This window comes from Zunongwangia sp. (genome assembly GCF_048269745.1).
GTDB lineage: Bacteria > Bacteroidota > Bacteroidia > Flavobacteriales > Flavobacteriaceae > Zunongwangia.
Genome location: NZ_JBLXIB010000005.1, coordinates 20,709 through 39,939, shown reverse-complemented (window position 1 = coordinate 39,939; position 19,231 = coordinate 20,709). Strand labels below are relative to the sequence as shown.

Sequence of the window (19,231 nt, the reverse complement as noted above, 5' to 3'; positions counted from 1 at the left end):
ACTATAATTTAAATTTATCACAGTATAAATTTAAAAAATTCGATTTCTATGGTTAAACATAGCTTCGTCGGTATATTTGCTATAGAAATTTAAATTAATAATCAACAAAAATATAAGCATATGTCTATCGTAGGAAAAAAATTTCCAAATTTAAGTGTTAATGCAATGAACGATTTGGGAGACACTTTCAAAGTAAACATTTTAGAAGAGGCTCAGAAAAACAACAAAAAAGTTTTATTATTCTGGTATCCAAAAGATTTCACTTTTGTTTGTCCTACCGAGTTACATGCATTTCAAGATGCGCTTAAAGAATTTGAAGAACGTAACGTAATGGTAGTTGGTGCATCTTGCGATACTCCTGAAGTTCATTTTGCTTGGTTAAACACTTCTAAAGATGAAGGTGGAATTGAAGGTGTTACATATCCAATTCTTGCAGACTCTAATCGTAACTTAAGTTCTCGTCTTGGTATTTTAGACATTACTGAAGAAAATTATGATGAGGAAACAGGAGAAGTAACTTTAGAAGGAGACAATGTTACTTATAGAGCTACATACCTAATTGATGAAGAAGGTACTGTATTTCACGAAGGTGTAAACCATATGCCTTTAGGTCGTAATGTAAAAGAATTTTTACGCTTAGTAGATGCATATACTCACGTACAAAAAAACGGTGAAGTTTGTCCAGCTAATTGGGAAGATGGAAAAGAAGCTATGAAAGCCGACAGAAAAGGTGTTGCTGATTATTTAAGCGCTAACTAAAAAATAAAAATTGCTATGATTAAGGAATTAGATAAAGATAATTTAAACGAAATTGTTTCTGATAACGAAACAGTAGTTGTGCAATATATGGCAGGTTGGTGTGGTAACTGCAGACTTATGAAACCTAAATTTAAAAAGTTAGCAGGAGAGCACGAAAATGCATCTTTCATTTTTGTTGATGCAGAAAAGTATCCAGAAAGTCGAAAAATGGCTAATGTAAATAACTTGCCAACTTTTGCTACTTTTAAAAACGGAGCTTTCGTAAATCAAGTTCAAACAAATAAGTTTGACGTATTAAAAGACTTAGTAAATGAAGTTACCAGTAATTAAGCACTTACAGCGAAATAATGAAATTGAAAAACTTCAGGCTACAGTTGAAGTTTTAGAAAATTTCACAGAACACCGTTCTGTTTCTGAAGAAGAAATGGATGTCGTGGGCGAATTAATCACAAACATTTGTGGAGCTATCGAGGTTCATAAAATGGTAAGTGAAGAAGGAATGAAAGAAAGCGATGCTGCTAATGCATTCGTAAAAAAAGTTTTAGGATCTATAGATCAGTAAAACTGAAAATATATTTAGATTAAAACGGGCTAATTGTTAATTCAGTTAGCCCGTTTTGTTTTATGAAAATTTTAGTACCTCTCCATTCAAAATAATTTAAATTTATCAGCAAGAATCTAACAATAGAACCATGTCTGAAATAATTTTTAAAGGAGAACGAGTTATTACTTATGGCGATCTTCCTGAAGTAGGCGAAAAAGCACCTCACTTTGAACTTATCAAAACCGATTTAAAGAAAGCTAAGCTAGAAGATTTTAAAGGAAAACGAGTTATATTAAATATATTTCCTAGTATCGATACTGGAGTTTGCGCAAACTCTGTAAGAAATTTTAACAAAAGGGCTACCGAGTTAGAAAACACTGTTGTACTTTGTATCTCTAGAGACCTGCCCTTCGCACAAAAAAGATTTGTAAACGATGAAGATTTGAAAAATGTTGTTAACTTGTCTGACTTTAAAGAACGTGAGTTCGGAAAAGATTATGGCGTAGAAATGATTACAGGTCCTTTAGAAGGCTTATTATCTCGCGTTGTAATAGTTTTAGATGAAAATTTAAATGTAATACATACGCAACAAGTACCAGATATTGCAGAAGAGCCTAATTATCTGGCTGCGTTAAAAACGCTACTATAATTATGAAAAATAGTTTCCTTGGGAAACGTATTCGTGGTGGAGGTTATGCCTTAAAAGGTGCATGGCTGCTTATTAAAAAAGAACCTAGCGTACAAGTTCAATTTTCTATTTCAATAGTTATGACTTGCGCTGGGTTCTTTTTTAATATTACCAGTACAGAATGGATTGCACAATTATTCGCTATTGGATTAGTAATGAGTGCAGAAGGTTTAAATACAGCAATAGAAGCCATAGCCGATTTTATTCATCCAGACTTTCATCACAAAATTGGGCATATTAAAGATGTGGCTGCAGGAGCTGTATGTTTTGCTGCAATAATAGCAATAATTGTAGGTTGCATAATCTATATTCCTTACTTAATAGCATAGTTTCTTTTAACTTATTTAATAAGGTTAAAGTTATTTTAAAAGAATTTTTTTATTCTTCCCTACCCACCTTTGTTTTTAATTTTAAAGGAAAACTGTTTTTATGAGAAAATTATCAATACTTATTGCTTTTATCATAGGCTTTGGGATATTTGCAAGTCAAGCTCAAGAATTTAAAGAACTAGACTTAATGCTAGAGAACTACGAATATCCTTACCCTGTTTCCTTTTTCAAATTTAAAGCTCAAAAAGAAGACTATAAAATGGCTTATATGTATGTTAAGCCATCAACAAGTAAAAGTAACGGTAAAACTGTTACGCTTCTTCATGGAAAAAACTTTAATGGAGCATATTGGCAAACTACTATCGCAGCGCTTACTAAAGAAGGATTTAATATATTAGTTCCAGATCAAATAGGCTTCGGAAAATCTAGTAAACCTGAGCATTTTCAATATACATTTCAGCAATTAGCTAAAAACACAAAAGGGCTTATTGATTCATTAGGAATAAAAAAAACTACAATACTAGGGCATTCTATGGGAGGTATGTTAGCCACTAGATTTGCTTTAATGTATCCAGAAATTACCGATAAATTAGTATTAGTAAATCCAATTGGCTTAGAAGACTGGAAGTTAAAGGTTCCTTACCAAAGTGTAACTGACTGGTATAAAGGTGAACTAGGTAAAACTTATGAAGATATTAAAGCTTATCAAACAGAAAGCTATTACGATGGTGAATGGAATCAAGATTATGCAAAATGGGCCAAACTTTTAGCCGGATGGACTTTAAACAAAAATTACGATAGAATAGCTTGGAACGCAGCCTTAACATATGATATGGTGTTTACTCAGCCTGTAGTTTATGAGTTTAAAGAAATTAGTGTCCCCACTTTATTGATTATTGGTACTAGAGATCGAACCGCTTTAGGAAAAAATTTAGTTTCTCCAAAAGTAAAATCAACAATGGGTTTGTATAATAAACTAGGGAAAATTACTCAACAAAAAATTCCAAATTCGGAACTTGTAGAGATTCCTAATACAGGACATTTACCACATATAGAGCGCTTTCAGAAATTTATTATTCCACTTATAGACTATTTACAAAAATAAGCCTTTTCTATACGCGTTATTACATTAAATTAGCCTCTTTTAAAATAGAATTTAAATTCATTACTTTAAAAGTGGCTAATTTGTATTTTTGCCAAAATTCCTAAAAACATCTATGGCTAAAAAGAAGACCAGAACCCGAAAAAGTAAAACACCGAAAAAGAAATTTTCGATTACCCTAAACCGTCATCAAAAAGTGGTTTTAGGAAGTTTTCTAATGCTTTTTGGATTGGCTTTAGTGGTCTCATTTATCTCCTTTTTATTCAATTGGAAAACTGATCAAAGTAGTTTATCAGAGTTTAGTAATCGTTCTATCGAAGCTAAAAATTGGCTTAGTAAATTTGGTGCTTTAATTAGTGATTTCTTCATATATAAAGGATTTGGTATCGCTAGTTTTTCATTAGCCATTTTAACTACTGTATCTGGTATACACCTTTTCTTTGGCTACTCTTTAAAAAAATTAAGCTCCTATTGGTTTTGGGGCATACTTGTTATGATTTGGTGTTCTATAACTTTAGGTTTTTTCACTAATTATTCTATTTTAGGAGGAACTATTGGTTTTGAAATGAATGACTATTTTCAAGACTATTTAGGTTTATTCGGAACTATTTTATTGCTATGCTTTTTATTTCTAGCATATGTAACTTTGCGTTTTAGAATAACTCCTGAAAAAGTAGCTCATTTTTTAAAGTCTAAAAAACAAGACATAGATGCCGAATTTGAAGCGGCTAAAGTGGCTTCAGCTAAAAAAATGACAGCTAATGAAACGGAAGAAGAAAAAAGCTGGAAAGAAAAACAAGAAATAAAAGAAGATTCTTCAGTAAAAAACACTTCATCCGAGACAATTGAAAATGAAGAAGAAGATCTGAGATCTGAAATTAATTTTGAAAATAACTTACAGGAAGAAACCAACATCTCAAAAAAACAAGCTAAACAAACCCCTGAGACAAAAGAGGAAGTGGCTATGGAAATAGAAGCTACTCCTGAAGAAGAAGAGGTTGATGAAGATAGTTTAAGCAAAAAATTAGTAAGTGATTTTGGCGAATTTGATCCAACATTAGAACTGGCAAATTATAAATTTCCACCTTTAGAATTATTAAAAGACTATGGAGGCAGTATTACCATTGATCAAGAGGAGTTAGAAGGAAATAAAAACAGAATTGTTGAAACACTAAAAAATTATAAAATTGAAATTGCCCAGATAAAAGCTACAGTTGGGCCTACGGTGACGCTTTACGAAATTGTACCAGAAGCAGGTATCCGAATTTCAAAAATTAAAAATCTAGAAGATGATATTGCACTTTCTTTAGCGGCTTTAGGAATTCGTATCATTGCTCCTATTCCAGGAAAAGGTACTATTGGTATAGAAGTTCCTAATAAGAATTCTAGCATTGTTTCAATGCGATCGGTAATTGCTTCTCAAAAATTTCAGAATGCCGAAATGGAATTACCAATGGCTTTAGGTAAATCTATAAGTAACGAAACCTTTGTTGTAGACTTAGCTAAAATGCCACACATGCTAATGGCTGGAGCTACAGGACAAGGTAAATCCGTAGGATTAAATGCAATCCTTGCTTCTTTACTTTATAGTAAACATCCCGCAGAAGTTAAATTTGTATTAGTAGATCCTAAAAAAGTAGAACTTACTTTATTTAATAAAATTGAACGCCATTATTTAGCAAAATTACCTGACACCGAAGAGGCTATTATTACGGATAATACCAAAGTTATTAATACACTAAACTCATTGTGTATTGAAATGGACGATCGGTATGAATTGCTAAAAGATGCAATGGTTCGAAATATTAAAGAATACAATGTAAAATTTAAAAACCGACAATTAAATCCGGAAAATGGCCATAAATTCCTACCGTATATTGTATTAGTAGTTGACGAGTTTGCCGACTTGATTATGACAGCCGGTAAAGAAGTAGAAGCTCCTATTGCTAGACTTGCGCAATTAGCACGTGCAATTGGTATTCATTTAATAATAGCTACTCAGCGGCCATCCGTAAATGTAATTACGGGTATTATTAAAGCCAACTTCCCGGCCAGAATTGCTTTTAGGGTAACCTCTAAAATAGACTCTAGAACCATATTAGATGGTCCGGGTGCCGATCAGTTAATTGGGCGTGGTGATATGTTATTTACACAAGGAAGTTCAATGAAGCGTTTACAATGTGCATTTGTAGATACCCCAGAAGTTGATAAAATAACTGAATTTATAGGTTCGCAAAAAGCCTATCCCGATGCTCACCTGCTACCAGAATACGAAGGTGAAGATAGTGGCACAGGAGTTGATATAGATATAAGCGATCGTGATAAGCTATTTAAAGAAGCTGCAGAAGTTATTGTAATTGCACAACAAGGATCTGCTTCTTTATTACAGCGTAAGCTTAAATTAGGATATAATAGAGCCGGAAGAATTATAGATCAGTTAGAAGCAGCGGGTATTGTTGGCCCATTTGAAGGCAGCAAAGCTAGACAAGTTTTAGTGCCGGATTTATTAGCTTTAGAACAATTATTAAACGAAGAAACGCAATAAGCAATTAAAATGAAACAAGTAATCACAATGCTACTTTTAGTAGCAGGAATAGCAATTCAAGCTCAAAATTCAGCTAAAGCTGAAAAACTACTAAATCAGGTTTCCAATAAAGTTAGCAGCTACAACAATATGGTTATCGATTTTAAATATTCTTTAGAAAATGCTTCAGAAAATATTCATCAAGAAACACGTGGAGATGCTAGTATAAAAGGAGATAAATATCGATTGAATTTTATGGGAACCACACAGTTATTTGATGGAGAAAAAGTATACACTATAATTCCTGAAGATGAGGAAATTAATATTTCGAATTACGTAGCTGAAGATGAAAATAATATTACTCCATCTAAAATGTTTACTTTTTATGAAGATGGCTATACCTTTGCCATGGATAAATCGAAAAATATTAATGGAAGAAATATTCAATTTGTAAAGCTTACCCCTAAAGATAGCAATGCAGACGTAAAAAAGATCTTATTAGGTATTGATGAGCAAACCAAAAATATTTATAATTTAATTCAAACACAGCCTAATGGCACTACTATAACCATTACAGTGAAAAGTTTTAAAACCGATCAATCGCTTCCAAAGAAAATTTTCACTTTTGATGAAAGCCGTTACGCAAATTATTATATCAATCGACTAGATTAAAATTTCCTTTTTTTGAAAATACTAGACCGTTACATACTAACAAGTTATCTAAAAACTTTTTTTACTGTATTTGTAATTTTAATGTTCATTTTTATACTACAAGCCATTTGGCTTTATATAGGTGAATTAGCAGGAAAAGATTTAGATGCAGAAATTATTTTCAAATTTTTAATTTATACAATGCCAAAATTAATACCTATGGTATTGCCGTTAACCATATTATTAACTTCGATTATGGTTTTTGGAAATTTTGCTGAAAATTATGAATTTGCTGCAATGAAATCCTCTGGAATTTCATTGCAAAGAGCCATGCGTGGCTTAACGTTCTTTATTTTACTAGTTGGTTTCACAGGTTTTTTATTTTCCAATAATATTATTCCGGCTGCTGAATTCAAATCTATTAACCTTCGTAAAAATATTGCTAAACGAAAACCGGCAATGGCCATTACCGAAGGTATTTTTAACGATGTTGGAGATTACAACATTAAGGTTGGCAAAAAAACTGGTGATAATGGGCAGTTTTTACATGATGTTATTATACATACCGGAACAAAAAGAGGGGATAATTATACCGTCATAAAAGCAAAAAATGGAGAATTAAGTGGTACAAATTCCAATGTTCTATCACTAATTCTAAAAGACGGGAATTATTATAATGAAATAGAACCGAGTGATTATTCAAAAAGAAAAAAGAAACCTTTTGCTAAAAGTTACTTTGATAAGTATACTATTAATATAGACCTCTCTAATTTTAATGATGTAGATATGGATGATGAAAACTACACCACTCAAAGCATGCTTAAAATTGGAGAACTCAAAAAAAGTATCGATAGTTTATCAACTGATTATAATAAAAAATTAGAAGCTTTTTCTGAGTCTATGTATAGTCATTCAGGAATCACCTCTATAAACACCAATTTCACCCCAAAAAAAAATAAAAATTATAAAGATTCCATTAAAAATTCTATTCTAGATAATTTCAATAGTAGTCAATCGGAACGTATTATTAATTTGGCAGAAAGTACACTCAGTGCTACTATATCACATCTAAATTTAAAAAAAGAAGAATTTAAGCAACGCACAAAGAGACTTAATAAATTCGAAATAGCTTTACATGAAAAATATGTATTAGGAATAGCGTGTATTTTATTATTTTTTGTGGGTGCACCTTTAGGAGCGATTATTCGTAAAGGAGGTATGGGATTACCTATGGTTGTTGCCATTTTACTATTCTTAACCTATCACTTTATTGGTATTTTTGCTAAAAATAGTGCAGAAGATGGTAGTATTAGTCCGTTTATTGCAGCTTGGTTAAGCACAATAATTATGCTGCCCTTAGGTGTTTTTCTAACGTATAGAGCTACAACAGATAGAGGACTATTTACTTTTGATTTCTTTATAACTCCTTTCCGTAAAGTTCTTAAAAAGTTTGCTTTAATAAAAGGCAAAAAGAAATAGATTAGATACCTTTGTTTTATAAAAAAAACAAAATGGCACAAATAAATAAAGGTCATAAATCATTCCAATTAAATTCTATAAAAGAAGCAATTGAAGATATAAAATCAGGAAAAGTAGTTATTGTTGTAGATGATGAAGATCGCGAAAACGAAGGTGATTTTGTTGCAGCAGCAGAGAAAGTAACTCCTGAGATGATAAATTTCATGGCTACTCATGGTCGCGGATTAATTTGTGCACCTATTACTGAAGATCGATCTAAAGAATTAGGTTTAAATTTGATGGTTGATGAAAATACGGTACTTCATAACACACAATTTACAGTATCGGTAGATCTTATAGGACATGGTTGTACTACTGGAATTTCAGCCCACGATAGAGCAAAAACGATTAAAGCATTAACTGAAAAAGAAACGAAACCGGAGGACTTAGGAAGACCGGGGCATATTTTTCCGTTACGTGCTAAAAATGGGGGTGTTTTAAGAAGAACAGGACACACAGAAGCTTCAGTAGATTTAGCTAGACTTGCAGGACTTCAATCATCAGGAATTTTAGTAGAAATTTTAGATGCAGATGGCACTATGGCTAGACTACCTCAACTAATAGAAGTAGCTAAAAAATTCGATCTGAAAATTATTTCTATTGAAGATTTAGTAGCCTACCGTATGAAGTACGATTCTTTAATTATAAAAGAACAAGACTTCAACTTACAAACTCGATTTGGTGAATTTCGATTAAGAGCTTATAAGCAAACTACAAATAATCAAATCCATATTGCACTTACAAAAGGTGCATGGCAAGAAGATGAAGATGTTTTAGTTCGCGTAAATTCAACATTAGCCAATAACGATTTATTAGGAACATTAACTAATCAAGTAGATAAAAAATTAGATTCAATGTTCGAAGCTATTAATAAAGAAGAAAAAGGAGCGATCGTCTTTATTAATCCGGCTGCAAAACCTCTAAGTTTACTTACTCGACTAGAAGAGTTAAAAGAAAATCAGCAAAACGGAATCGTAAAAGCTACTCAATTACCTATGGATCAAAAAGATTTTGGGATTGGTGCCCAGATTTTACATGATCTAGAGATTAGCAAGATTAAGCTTCTTACTAATTCTGAACATACGAAACGTGTAGGCATGATTGGCTATGGTTTAGAAATTGTAGATCAAGTAAACTATTAATATATTGAAATTATGCTATCTTCTTCGGATCGACGAACTTTCTTAAATTCGGAGAAGATATCATCTTTTGCTCTTATTCCAACCGGCAACACTAAAACCGATTCTAAATTTAGTTTATCAAGTTCTAAAAGAGCATCTACCTTTTCTGGTACAAAGCCTTCCATAGGGCAAGCATCTATAGATTCAACTGCACAAACGGTTAGTAAATTCCCTAAGGCTAAATAAGCCTGATTTTTTGCCCAATTTCGAATTTCTTCATCAGATTTTTTTTCAAAATCTTTCATTAAAAAATTTTTAAACGGATCTAAAATTTCATCAGGAGTTTCTCTTATTTTTTTTACACGTTCAAAATAATTGGCAATAAATTCTTTATTAATATTTTTCTCTATACACAAAATTAAAACATGAGAGGCCGAATCTAACTGAGGTTGATTCATTGAATACTCCCGTAATTTTTCTTGTACCGGTTTATTTTTTACGACGACTAAACGTATTGGCTGCAATCCGTATGAAGTAGCTGTTAAGTTAAAAGATTTCTTTAAAATTGCTATTTTCGCTTCAGAAATAGTCTTGTTCTCATCAAATTTCTTTACCGCATACCTCCATTCTAATGCCTTTATGCTCATCTTGTAATTTTTATTTTTCACAAATCTAAACAATACAAACTGTAAGTATGTTCTTTAAAAGAATATTATTTATCTTCGAAATCTATCTAAAAAAAATGCATGCAATTTCTTAAAAAATCGATTTTGTATTTTTCATTATTTCTATTAGTAGGGATCATAATTACCTATGGTTTATCCGCATATATTAAAAAAGATACCACTTCTAGAATTTACAATACCATCTCTGAAGTTCCCAAAACTAAAACGCTTATAATTTTAGGAGCAAGCGTCCATACCGATGGGCGCCTATCCCCTATTTTAAAAGATCGAGTAGACACGGCTATTGATTTGTTTAGAAAAAATAAAGCTCAACAAATATTAATTAGCGGAGATCATATTCTTGATAACTACAATGAAGTAAAAGCAATATCGGATTACTTAATAGAAAATAATATTCCTAAAAGGAAATTATTACTAGACCACTCCGGACTTAATACTTACGATAGTATGTATAGAGCATATCATGTTTTTGGTATTACTGACGCTATTGTTGTTACACAAGATTTTCACTTACCCCGAGCCATATTTATTTCAAAACACTTAGGTTTAAATTATTACGGATTTGAAGCTTACGAAAATGAATTTAAAATTGAGAATGAAAATAGAGTTACAAAACGAGAAAAATTAGCTAATTATAAAGCTGTTTTCGAAGTGGTTTTCAATATTAAACCTAAAATTACAAAGCTATCTTTAGGCATACCTAAAAGTAATTTATAATATGAAATTAATTATTAAAATCAAAAAGCTCGACAATTGTCGAGCTTTTTAGTATATCGATACTAATTATACTTTAAAAATAATAGCTAAAATTAGCTGATAAGTTTCTACCAATCTGTGGGTTTACTGTAGACCATCCGGTATAGTATTCTTCATCATTCAAATTATTCAACTTTAAAGTAATTCCAAATTTATCATTTTTATAAAATATAGATGCATTTAAAACACTATACGAATCGAGAGTAAAAGTACCTGCTAAATTTTGATTAAGAATCTTATTTTCACTGCCATAATTTCCGCCAAAACCAATACCAAAATTATTTAATACTGAATTTGAAAACTTATAGGTTGCCCAAAAATTAGCTAGATTTTGTGGTCCTGCACTTTCAGGACGACGCCCCAAGTAATTATCTCCCTCAGCTCCTTTGGTAAGTTTACTCTCATTATAACTGTAATTTGCAATTAAATTTAGTCCTTCTACAGGAGAAGCTGTAATACTCGCTTCATATCCACGGCTATATAATTCTCCCCCTTGAGTATATACCTGTGGTGCAATTGTCATTACCGTATTGGTTACCTCGATGTCATAGTATGATAAGGTAGCTGCTAATTTATTATTAAGCAAATTAAGTTTAACACCTCCTTCAAGTTGTTTTGCATGCTCGGGATCAAACTCATAATTTTTATTGTTTCCATCTAAGTCTTTCCCTACCTGTGGTGCTACGTTACTAAAACCATCCTGATAATTAGCGAATATCGATACCTTGTCTAATACTGGTTGATACACCACTCCAAACTTAGGTGACCATGCAGTTTGGCTATTACTTTCACTTTCAAAACGGTCTACACGTAAACTTGCCATAATCGATAATGCTTCGATAGGATTAAAAATATCTGAAACATAAGCACTGTAAATTTCTTGTCTTGAAACTGAAGGAGATATCTCTGAATTTGCGAAAAGCGCATCTACACCAGTCTTAGATAAAATTCCACTGTCGTAATCACTTATGTAAGAATTAGGATCTGTAATTCCGTAAACACTGGCATTTACATTTGCCGCACTGGCATTCCCAATATATACAAATCCATTTCCTAAATATCCTGTTCCGTTATTTCTTACTTCTTTATTATAATAATCTAAACCAGCAACAACACGGTTTCTCATTTCGCCAAGTTTAAAATCTCCAATGAAATTTTGTTGAATATCGGTAGTAAGTGTAGTAGAATTTTGGTGATTCATATTTCTAGCGAAAACAACCCCGTCTTCTAAAACTACTCCATTAGCTGGATCGTCTCCCTTAAATGCTGAAGTACCTTCATACAAATAAGAATAATATCCTTTTGCTTTTGCTGAACTTTGAGAAAATGCAGTTTGTGATGTCCAGCTATCAGATAATTTATAATTCATCTGTGCTTGTATGCTATACATAGGATTTTCGATACCTAAATCATCTGATGTATACGACCTATTATTATCGTAGCCCAGTTCGTCCAAATTATTTACGACTAGCTTAGAACCTCTGTCCAAGAAAAGCATAGTTTGGTTGGTACTTTCTACTTGATAAATTTCAGTATTAATTAAAAACGAAAGACGATCATTTACCTGATAAGATAAAGATGGCGCAAAGAAAAATGACTTTCTAAAACCTGCATCCTGAAAACTTTCTTGCGTATTGTAGGCTGAATTTACTCTTAAATTCACTCCTTCACCTAAGGGTAAATTCACATCTGCAGTTAATCTATTTAAACCATAACTTCCAGAAGTATACGAAACATTTCCTCCAAAATGATTATATGGCTTTTTGGTAATCACATTAATTAAACCTCCATAAGAAACTACAGAACTTCCAAATAAAGTTCCAGATGGACCTTTAATTACTTCTATTGATTCAATATTCTGAGGATCCGGACTTCCATTGGTTAATGCTGGCAAACCATTAGTTAAATTAGGTTGTACTGCAAATCCACGTAAAGAATAATAACCTGCTCCATCTGAACCTCTCCCTGTAGATTCCCATAACTTGGTAATTCCGGAAGCATTTTTAAGCGCATCATCAAAATTAGTAACTACTTGGCTTTCTAATAATTCTGAAGATATGGTATTATAAACCTGGGGATTTTCTAAGCGATTCAACGGAAGCTTAGCCACATAATTACTAGTATTTCTAGTAAAATTATTTCGAATTGACTTTCCGTTTAAAAGCACTTCAGATAAACTTTCTTGATTTCTAACCATTATTATTGTACCCAAATCAGAAGTGTTCTTGCTACTAACTACAACTTTAACTTCTTTAGATTTAAAACCTACATACGAAATGTGAAGTACATAGGTTCCTTCAGAAATATGACTAATTTCAAACGTTCCATCAGATAAAGTTTCTGCTCCAACCGGAGTTTTAAGAACCTGAATGTTTGCGTTGGCAATTGGATTACCCGAAGTTGTAGTGACTTCACCTTTAATTTTACCAAAATTTTGTGCGAAAAATAAATGACTAACGAACATAAAAATAAGCGTTAGTAAATACTGATACTTCATAATTAGATTATATAATTTAGAACTATTTTAAATAATAGCAAAAGTATATTGCTTTATTTAAAAATAAAAGCATATTTAGATTTAATTAAAATAAAATAATGTAAGTGTTTCAAAAAGAAGAAATAAAACAAAGGTTCTTAAGGACAATTTATTTTAAAAACTATTATATTAGAAATTCTAAAAAAAGACTATGATTAAATTGGTAATAACCGATATGGATGGAACTTTGCTAAACGACCAGCATGAAATTCATCCAGATTTTTGGGAGATTGAAGAAAAATTATTAGATAAAAATATACTTGTAGCTGTAGCTAGTGGTCGCCAGTATTACAACCTTATTCAGCAGTTTGATCGGCTAAAAAACAGAATGATATTTTTTGCTGAAAATGGCAGCTATGTAGTACACCAAGGTAAAGAATTATATACCGATACAATGGATAGAGACCAAGCAAATGTCTTTATTAACAAAGGTCGAGAAGCCGAAGGTTGTAATTTAGTTTTATGTGGTGTTAAATCTGCTTACGTAGAAAATAATGATAAAGCTTTTACAAGTGAAATTAAAAAATTTTACGAACGCTTAGAAGTGGTAGACGATCTTACTAAAGTGAAAGATAAAATTTTAAAAGTTACACTTTGTAATAAAAATGGAGTCGAAAAAAACACCTATCCTCTTTTTGAAGAATTTAAAGATGATTATAAAGTAGCCATTGCTTCTCCTATTTTTATAGATATTATGACGAAAACCGCCAATAAAGGGAATGCCATACACGGTGTACAGAAAAAATTAAATATTTCTCCTGAGGAAACTTTGGTTTTTGGTGACTATTTAAATGATTTAGAGATGATGCAAAATGCTAAATATAGTTATGCAATGAAAAATGCTCATCCAGAAATTATAAAAGTCAGCAATTACATAACAGATTATGATAACAATGAAAATGGTGTGTTACGAACTATCGAAAAGCTTGGTCTATTAGACGACTAACGTACGATTATAGATGTTTTGTCTAAACCGGTATTTCCGGTTTTAGTATCAAAAGCATAGACGGTAACCGAATAGTTCCCAGCATTAAGATTTACAGTAGCCGAAAAAGTATTTGCTTTTTCGGTTGCTTTTAATTCTACTTCTTTAGCAGTCTCTCCATTTTCTAATAACGCTTTAATTTCATAAGTTGACGCATCCCATAATCCGCCTTCAGCAACCGGACAACCACACATCATAACAATATTAGCACTTACTTCAAATTCCCCTTGAATTATCTCGTGAGTTTGAGGACTCAAAATATCTACAATAAAACCTGGGATTTCTAACATTACACCATCTCCTAAAATATCTTTATGAGGCAAAATCCACATTTGTGTTGCTGCTTTTACAACGGCCTGTTTTTTAGCAATTGGTGCAAATGCTTCTATTTCAACAAAAGTGGGCTTTTTAATATCCAGATTTGCTAAAAATCCAGCAGTTTTTTCATCGGTTAATCGTTTACCACGTATTACCGGCTGTTTAATTAGTAAATCGGTATTTCCAGTAGCGCCTTTAGTAATACCTTCTGCTAAAATGCTATTTGAATAATAATCTCTTATTATAATTTTTGCTCCGCCTATAGAACTGCCTATAAATTTGGCATTTTTGGCTTTTGCTCTTACCATTACCTGAGTTTGAGCAGTTACATTTCCTATAGCAAAACTAAAAAAAACTAAAAAAAATAAATATTTCATGTTGTTAAGATACTGAATTTATAGCACCTTCTACCGGAGAAGACTGTTCAAAATTTTTAGGATCAGCTTCATACTTTTTTACATAATCCCTAATAATTTGTAATTCGGATTCCATAAAATCATTAGCTTCCATCGAGTCCGCTAACTGAAGCCATGGTTTTATCTTTTTATAGTCATATTTTCCTATAACCATAAATGGCGTTCCATTCCTTTTTAATTGGTTACCGTTTAGCTGCCACATAGAAGCCCAATTATAAATAAATTCAGCATCATCCATATAAAGTCTAACACAAGCATGACTTGCTGGATAACCCGGTAAAGAATATTGATGAGTCCCTACTCCTTCAAAATTCATAAAGTTAAAATAATAGGGTAAAATCCAGTTATCGTTTACCGAACTTACTTTTCGTTTCGCTTTATAATTACCATAATGCAATCCATCAGGAGTTGGTGTACTCTTTTTACCGCTACTTACAGGACCCCATTTTATTAATTTACCTTTCTCGTATAAAGCAAATGCTTGTATACGTTGAGAGATTATAACTGTTTTGGGTAATTTTTCTATCATTCCTAATTCTATTGGAAAAGGAGTATAATCCATTAAATTAGAAGTTATAGTATCTGGTACTACCAATTGTTTACCCGCCCACACTTTACGTGAATCTATTCTATTTAAAGCATAAATAGTTTTACGCTCTCGATTAGAAAATTTAGTATTAAAAGTATCTAAATCCTCTTTGGTTTTTAAAGAATCTATAGAATATTTAACTAAAAGCCTATCCATAGGTGGTTCTAAACGGATAGTGTCCAAAACAGTCACAGGTACCTCGGTAAGCTTTTTCTCTTTTGTATTCTGGCAACTACCAATTAATAGTACTACTAATAATACAACGAGTTTTAAAAAAATTGTCTTCATAAAATTGCATATAGGCAAAAGCATCAGCAAAAATAAGACATAAGGTTTCTTCAACTTACTAAAAACGAGTTAATTCTTTGTTGAATTCTTATTAAGAAAGATATTTTAAATATACGCTTCAATATAGAATTTCAGATGAAACTTACTGCTAAAAATACCATTCAACTATAGAAATAGCTATATAGGAATTAATAAAAGCGACATTAATCTAATTAATACCACACCATTTTTAATAAAAAAGTATTTTTAACCATCGAAAAATAATTATTTCGAAATAATAATCGATTTAACAAAGATTTTATTTACAGCATTCTATTTTTAAATCGAAATATTATAAATTTTAAAAAAATTAAAATACTAGTTTAACACCCAAACAAATTGAATATATCCCTTAATAATTTATGAATTTTTGGTCTTTAAGCAAAGCTAAAAACAAAGAAGGCAAAATAGCTATAGTAACAGGAGCAAATGCCGGAATTGGTTTTGAAACAACAAAAGGATTTGCCAAAATTGGTATTATAACCATTATGGCCTGCCGAAATTTAGAAAAAGCAAAAAAAGCAAAAGATGAAATTTTAAAAATCTATCCAAATGCAAGACTAGACATTATACCTATTGATTTGGCTGAACTAAGTTCTGTAAAAGAATTTGCCAAAACTTTTAAAAAGAAATATGATTCTTTAGATATATTAGTTAACAATGCAGGTGTTATGATGACGCCTTTGCAAAAAACATCTGATGGTTTAGAGTACCAAATGGCAACTAATTATTTTGGTCACTTTTTATTGACGGGCTTACTAATCCCTGTTTTAGAAAAATCTTTTAGATCTCGAGTAGTTAATTTAAGTAGTATTGCCCATAAATGGGGAGATATTCATTTCGATAATCTTAATGCTGAGAAAGGCTACAATCCTAGAAAATTTTACGCTCAAAGCAAATTAGCCTGTTTAATTTTCGCCTATCATTTAGATCGAAAATTAGTAAACAAAAATTACAATATTCATGCATATGTTGCACATCCTGGAGTTTCTAAAACAAATCTAATGCAACATTTACCAAAATTCTTTAAATTTTTATCACCGATTTTAATGCCTTTATTATCACAATCAGCAAAACGAGGAGCTTTACCTATTTTACGAGCTAGTTTAGATGATACGCTAAATGGAGGTGAATATATTGGCCCATCTGGAAAGAAACAATATAAAGGCCATCCGGTTATTGTTGATTCTGATTACCATTCGAAAGATGAAGAAAAAGCAGAAAGACTCTGGAAAGTTTCAGAAAATTTAGTCGGCTTCAACTATTTATAACCTTTCTGAATATTATATAAAAAACAGCGCTTAAAAGCGCTGTTTTTTTTTGTTTATCAAACTAAATTAATAAAGTACTCGAAACTTAATAGTTCCTTCAATACTTTTCAATTCTTTTATTACATCATGATCATATTTTTTATTAATATCAGTAATTACATATCCAATTGTTTCATTGGTTTTTAAATGTTGCCCTACAACATTAATATCGCAAGTAGCTAAAACTCTATTGATATGGGCTATAATACCTGGTTTATTTAAATGAATATGAATTAATCGGTGTGCATTTTCCAAACGAGGTAATTGTAAATTTGGGAAATTCACACTATTAGTAGTTCCTCCTGTATTAATGTATTCTATAATTTTACCAGGTACAAAATTTCCGATATTTTCTTGCGCTTCCTCTGTACTTCCTCCAATATGCGGAGTAAGAATAAGGTTTGGTAAACCTTTTAATTCAGAAACAAATTCTTCGTTATTTGTTTTAGGTTCTTTAGGGAATACATCTATTCCAGCTCCTTTAATTTTTCCTGATTTTATATGTTTATGTAAAGCTTTTATATCGATTACCGAACCTCTACTCAAATTCAATAAATACGAACCCTCTTTTAATAAAGAAAGTTCTCTATCACCTATAATATTCTTATTCTCTTTTCTGCCGTCTACATGAAAAGAAATAACATCTACAGTCTTTAAAAGTTCATCTAAACTATTACACTTAGTTGCATTTCCTAATGCTAAGCGTTCAACCAAATCGTAATAATAAACATCAAAACCAATGCTTTCTGCTAAAACCGAAAGTTGAGCTCCTATATTTCCGTAACCTACAATACCTAGTTTTTTCCCACGTATTTCAAAGCTTTCGGTAGCCGATTTATTCCAAACTCCATTATGCATTTCCGAAATTCGATCAGGTAAATTTCGCATCAAGAAAATAATTTCACCAATTGCTAATTCAACAACCGATCTGGTATTACTATAAGGTGCGTTAAATACTGCAACACCTTTTTCTAAACATGCTTCTAAATCTATTTGATTAGTACCAATACAAAAAGCACCTACCGCCATTAAACGGTTAGCATGTTCTAATACTTTTTTTGTAAGCTGTGTTTTAGATCGAATTCCTAAAACATGTACGTCTTTAATTTGTTCACAAAGTTCTTCTTCATCTAACGCTCCAGAAACGGTAACTACATTATAGCCTTCTTCTTTCATAATGTCTACAGCATCTTGGTGTACATTTTCAAGAAGTAATACTTTAATTCGGTTTTTTGGATACGATATTGCTTTATTCATTTTATGGAGATATAAAAATTCGTCAAAACTTGGCGTTATATGGTCTGCTTTTTCGAGAACCTTATCTCGCTCAACGTTTTCTGTAAATGCGTAAAATTTGTTTGCTAGTCCTGCTGCTTTAATTTCGTAATCGGTATAACCATCACCAATTACGTAAACATCGCCTTTTAAATCTAAGGATTGTAATTGTTTCACTTTACCATTATTGCTACTTAATACATTTTCGGTATTAAAGCTTACAATTTTTCGGTTTTCGTCAAATACAAAATCATTTGCAAAAACATGGTCTGGCTTAATCCCTAATTCGGCTACTATCGGTATTATAAATTCTTTAAAACCATTCGATATTATATAAATATTTTCTCGATTTTCTCTAAAGAATTCTTCATTTCGACGGAAAGATTTTGAAATACGGGTTTTCAAATTCTCGATTAAAGGTGCTAAATGCTTTTCTTCAGCATCTAAAATTTCTAAACGTTCTCGCAGCGAATCACGAAACGCTAAATTACCTTCCATTCCCCTATCTGTAAGCGACACTAATTCTTTCAACTTCGCTTCTTTATCAGGTGCATCGGCTAACGATATTTCGCCTAATACATCTAAAGCTTCCACTTGTGTAAAAGTGCTATCAAAATCTATAACGTAATTTCTGTTGGTTTCCATCTTATTTAAGTTGCTCCAAATTTGCTTTTCCCAAAACTAAGACTTTTAAAACTTTTTTAATATGCATCTCCGTAAAAAAACCAAGTAACTTAATAGGATTTTAAAATTCTATAATTTTATGTAGAATTCGTACAATTTCAATTTAAAATAAT

At 31.5% G+C, this 19,231-nt stretch carries 18 protein-coding genes; 13 read left to right on the top strand and 5 right to left on the bottom strand.

The window, feature by feature from the left end; translation table 11 throughout:
* Positions 1 to 120 precede the first annotated feature (120 nt).
* The 10 genes from ACN0WI_RS07770 to ribB all read left to right on the top strand — a co-directional run bounded on the left by ACN0WI_RS07770 (position 121) and on the right by ribB (position 9,257).
* Positions 121 to 759: a peroxiredoxin gene (locus ACN0WI_RS07770; protein WP_417886102.1), complete on the top strand. Its 639-nt coding sequence runs from the start codon at positions 121 to 123 to the stop codon at positions 757 to 759.
* Between the two features lie 15 nt (positions 760 to 774).
* Entirely contained in the window at positions 775 to 1,089 is a 315-nt protein-coding gene (locus ACN0WI_RS07765) for a thioredoxin family protein (RefSeq protein ID WP_417886101.1), read from the top strand.
* Positions 1,070 to 1,321, top strand: coding sequence for a DUF6952 family protein (locus tag ACN0WI_RS07760; RefSeq protein ID WP_417886099.1), 252 nt, complete (start codon positions 1,070 to 1,072; stop codon positions 1,319 to 1,321). The genes ACN0WI_RS07765 and ACN0WI_RS07760 overlap by 20 nt, the downstream gene beginning before the upstream one ends.
* Positions 1,322 to 1,451: 130 nt before the next feature.
* Entirely contained in the window at positions 1,452 to 1,952 is a 501-nt protein-coding gene (gene tpx, locus ACN0WI_RS07755) for a thiol peroxidase (RefSeq protein WP_417886097.1), read from the top strand.
* Positions 1,953 to 1,954: 2 nt separating this feature from the next.
* Positions 1,955 to 2,320 carry a diacylglycerol kinase family protein gene (locus ACN0WI_RS07750; RefSeq protein ID WP_417886096.1) on the top strand — a complete coding sequence of 122 codons (366 nt, stop codon included), beginning with the start codon at positions 1,955 to 1,957 and terminating at the stop codon, positions 2,318 to 2,320.
* Positions 2,321 to 2,420: 100 nt separating this feature from the next.
* Positions 2,421 to 3,425 (top strand): alpha/beta fold hydrolase, encoded by a 1,005-nt coding sequence (locus ACN0WI_RS07745; RefSeq protein WP_417886095.1) that lies wholly within the window; start codon positions 2,421 to 2,423, stop codon positions 3,423 to 3,425.
* A 112-nt stretch (positions 3,426 to 3,537) separates the two neighbouring features.
* Complete coding sequence (locus ACN0WI_RS07740; RefSeq protein WP_417886094.1) at positions 3,538 to 5,967, top strand: DNA translocase FtsK 4TM domain-containing protein; 2,430 nt, start codon at positions 3,538 to 3,540, stop codon at positions 5,965 to 5,967.
* A 9-nt stretch (positions 5,968 to 5,976) separates the two neighbouring features.
* Entirely contained in the window at positions 5,977 to 6,618 is a 642-nt protein-coding gene (locus ACN0WI_RS07735) for a LolA family protein (protein ID WP_417886093.1), read from the top strand.
* Positions 6,619 to 6,630: 12 nt separating this feature from the next.
* On the top strand, positions 6,631 to 8,076 hold the full coding sequence (locus ACN0WI_RS07730) for an LptF/LptG family permease (RefSeq protein ID WP_417886091.1): 1,446 nt from the start codon (positions 6,631 to 6,633) through the stop codon (positions 8,074 to 8,076).
* Between the two features lie 32 nt (positions 8,077 to 8,108).
* Positions 8,109 to 9,257: a 3,4-dihydroxy-2-butanone-4-phosphate synthase gene (gene ribB / locus ACN0WI_RS07725; protein ID WP_417886090.1), complete on the top strand. Its 1,149-nt coding sequence runs from the start codon at positions 8,109 to 8,111 to the stop codon at positions 9,255 to 9,257.
* On the opposite strand, the gene ACN0WI_RS07720 is transcribed toward ribB, so the two are convergent.
* The gene (locus tag ACN0WI_RS07720; protein ID WP_417886089.1) at positions 9,254 to 9,883 is read right to left on the bottom strand and encodes an NAD(P)H-dependent oxidoreductase; all 630 of its coding nucleotides are present in this window, start codon (positions 9,881 to 9,883) and stop codon (positions 9,254 to 9,256) included. The genes ribB and ACN0WI_RS07720 overlap by 4 nt on opposite strands.
* Positions 9,884 to 9,982: 99 nt before the next feature.
* On the opposite strand from ACN0WI_RS07720, the gene ACN0WI_RS07715 reads away from it, so the two are divergent.
* Positions 9,983 to 10,639: a SanA/YdcF family protein gene (locus ACN0WI_RS07715; protein ID WP_417886087.1), complete on the top strand. Its 657-nt coding sequence runs from the start codon at positions 9,983 to 9,985 to the stop codon at positions 10,637 to 10,639.
* 73 nt (positions 10,640 to 10,712) lie between these two features.
* On the opposite strand, the gene ACN0WI_RS07710 is transcribed toward ACN0WI_RS07715, so the two are convergent.
* Complete coding sequence (locus ACN0WI_RS07710) at positions 10,713 to 13,175, bottom strand: TonB-dependent receptor domain-containing protein (RefSeq protein ID WP_417886086.1); 2,463 nt, start codon at positions 13,173 to 13,175, stop codon at positions 10,713 to 10,715.
* A gap of 190 nt (positions 13,176 to 13,365) precedes the next feature.
* Between ACN0WI_RS07710 and ACN0WI_RS07705 the strand changes: the two genes are divergently transcribed.
* Positions 13,366 to 14,160: an HAD family hydrolase gene (locus tag ACN0WI_RS07705; RefSeq protein WP_417886085.1), complete on the top strand. Its 795-nt coding sequence runs from the start codon at positions 13,366 to 13,368 to the stop codon at positions 14,158 to 14,160.
* On the opposite strand, the gene ACN0WI_RS07700 is transcribed toward ACN0WI_RS07705, so the two are convergent.
* Both ACN0WI_RS07700 and ACN0WI_RS07695 read right to left on the bottom strand, forming a co-directional pair.
* Positions 14,157 to 14,894, bottom strand: coding sequence for a hypothetical protein (locus ACN0WI_RS07700; RefSeq protein WP_417886083.1), 738 nt, complete (start codon positions 14,892 to 14,894; stop codon positions 14,157 to 14,159). The two genes, ACN0WI_RS07705 and ACN0WI_RS07700, sit on opposite strands and share 4 nt — an antisense overlap.
* 4 nt (positions 14,895 to 14,898) lie before the next feature.
* Entirely contained in the window at positions 14,899 to 15,810 is a 912-nt protein-coding gene (locus ACN0WI_RS07695; protein ID WP_417886082.1) for a L,D-transpeptidase, read from the bottom strand.
* 401 nt (positions 15,811 to 16,211) lie between these two features.
* Here ACN0WI_RS07695 and ACN0WI_RS07690 point away from each other — a divergent pair, with 401 nt between their 5' ends.
* Positions 16,212 to 17,120: an oxidoreductase gene (locus ACN0WI_RS07690; RefSeq protein ID WP_417886081.1), complete on the top strand. Its 909-nt coding sequence runs from the start codon at positions 16,212 to 16,214 to the stop codon at positions 17,118 to 17,120.
* 66 nt (positions 17,121 to 17,186) lie between these two features.
* Here the strand turns inward: ACN0WI_RS07690 and serA are convergent, their stop codons facing one another.
* Positions 17,187 to 19,079, bottom strand: a complete 1,893-nt coding sequence (gene serA, locus ACN0WI_RS07685; protein ID WP_417886080.1) for a phosphoglycerate dehydrogenase — start codon at positions 19,077 to 19,079, stop codon at positions 17,187 to 17,189.
* Positions 19,080 to 19,231: the final 152 nt, after the last annotated feature.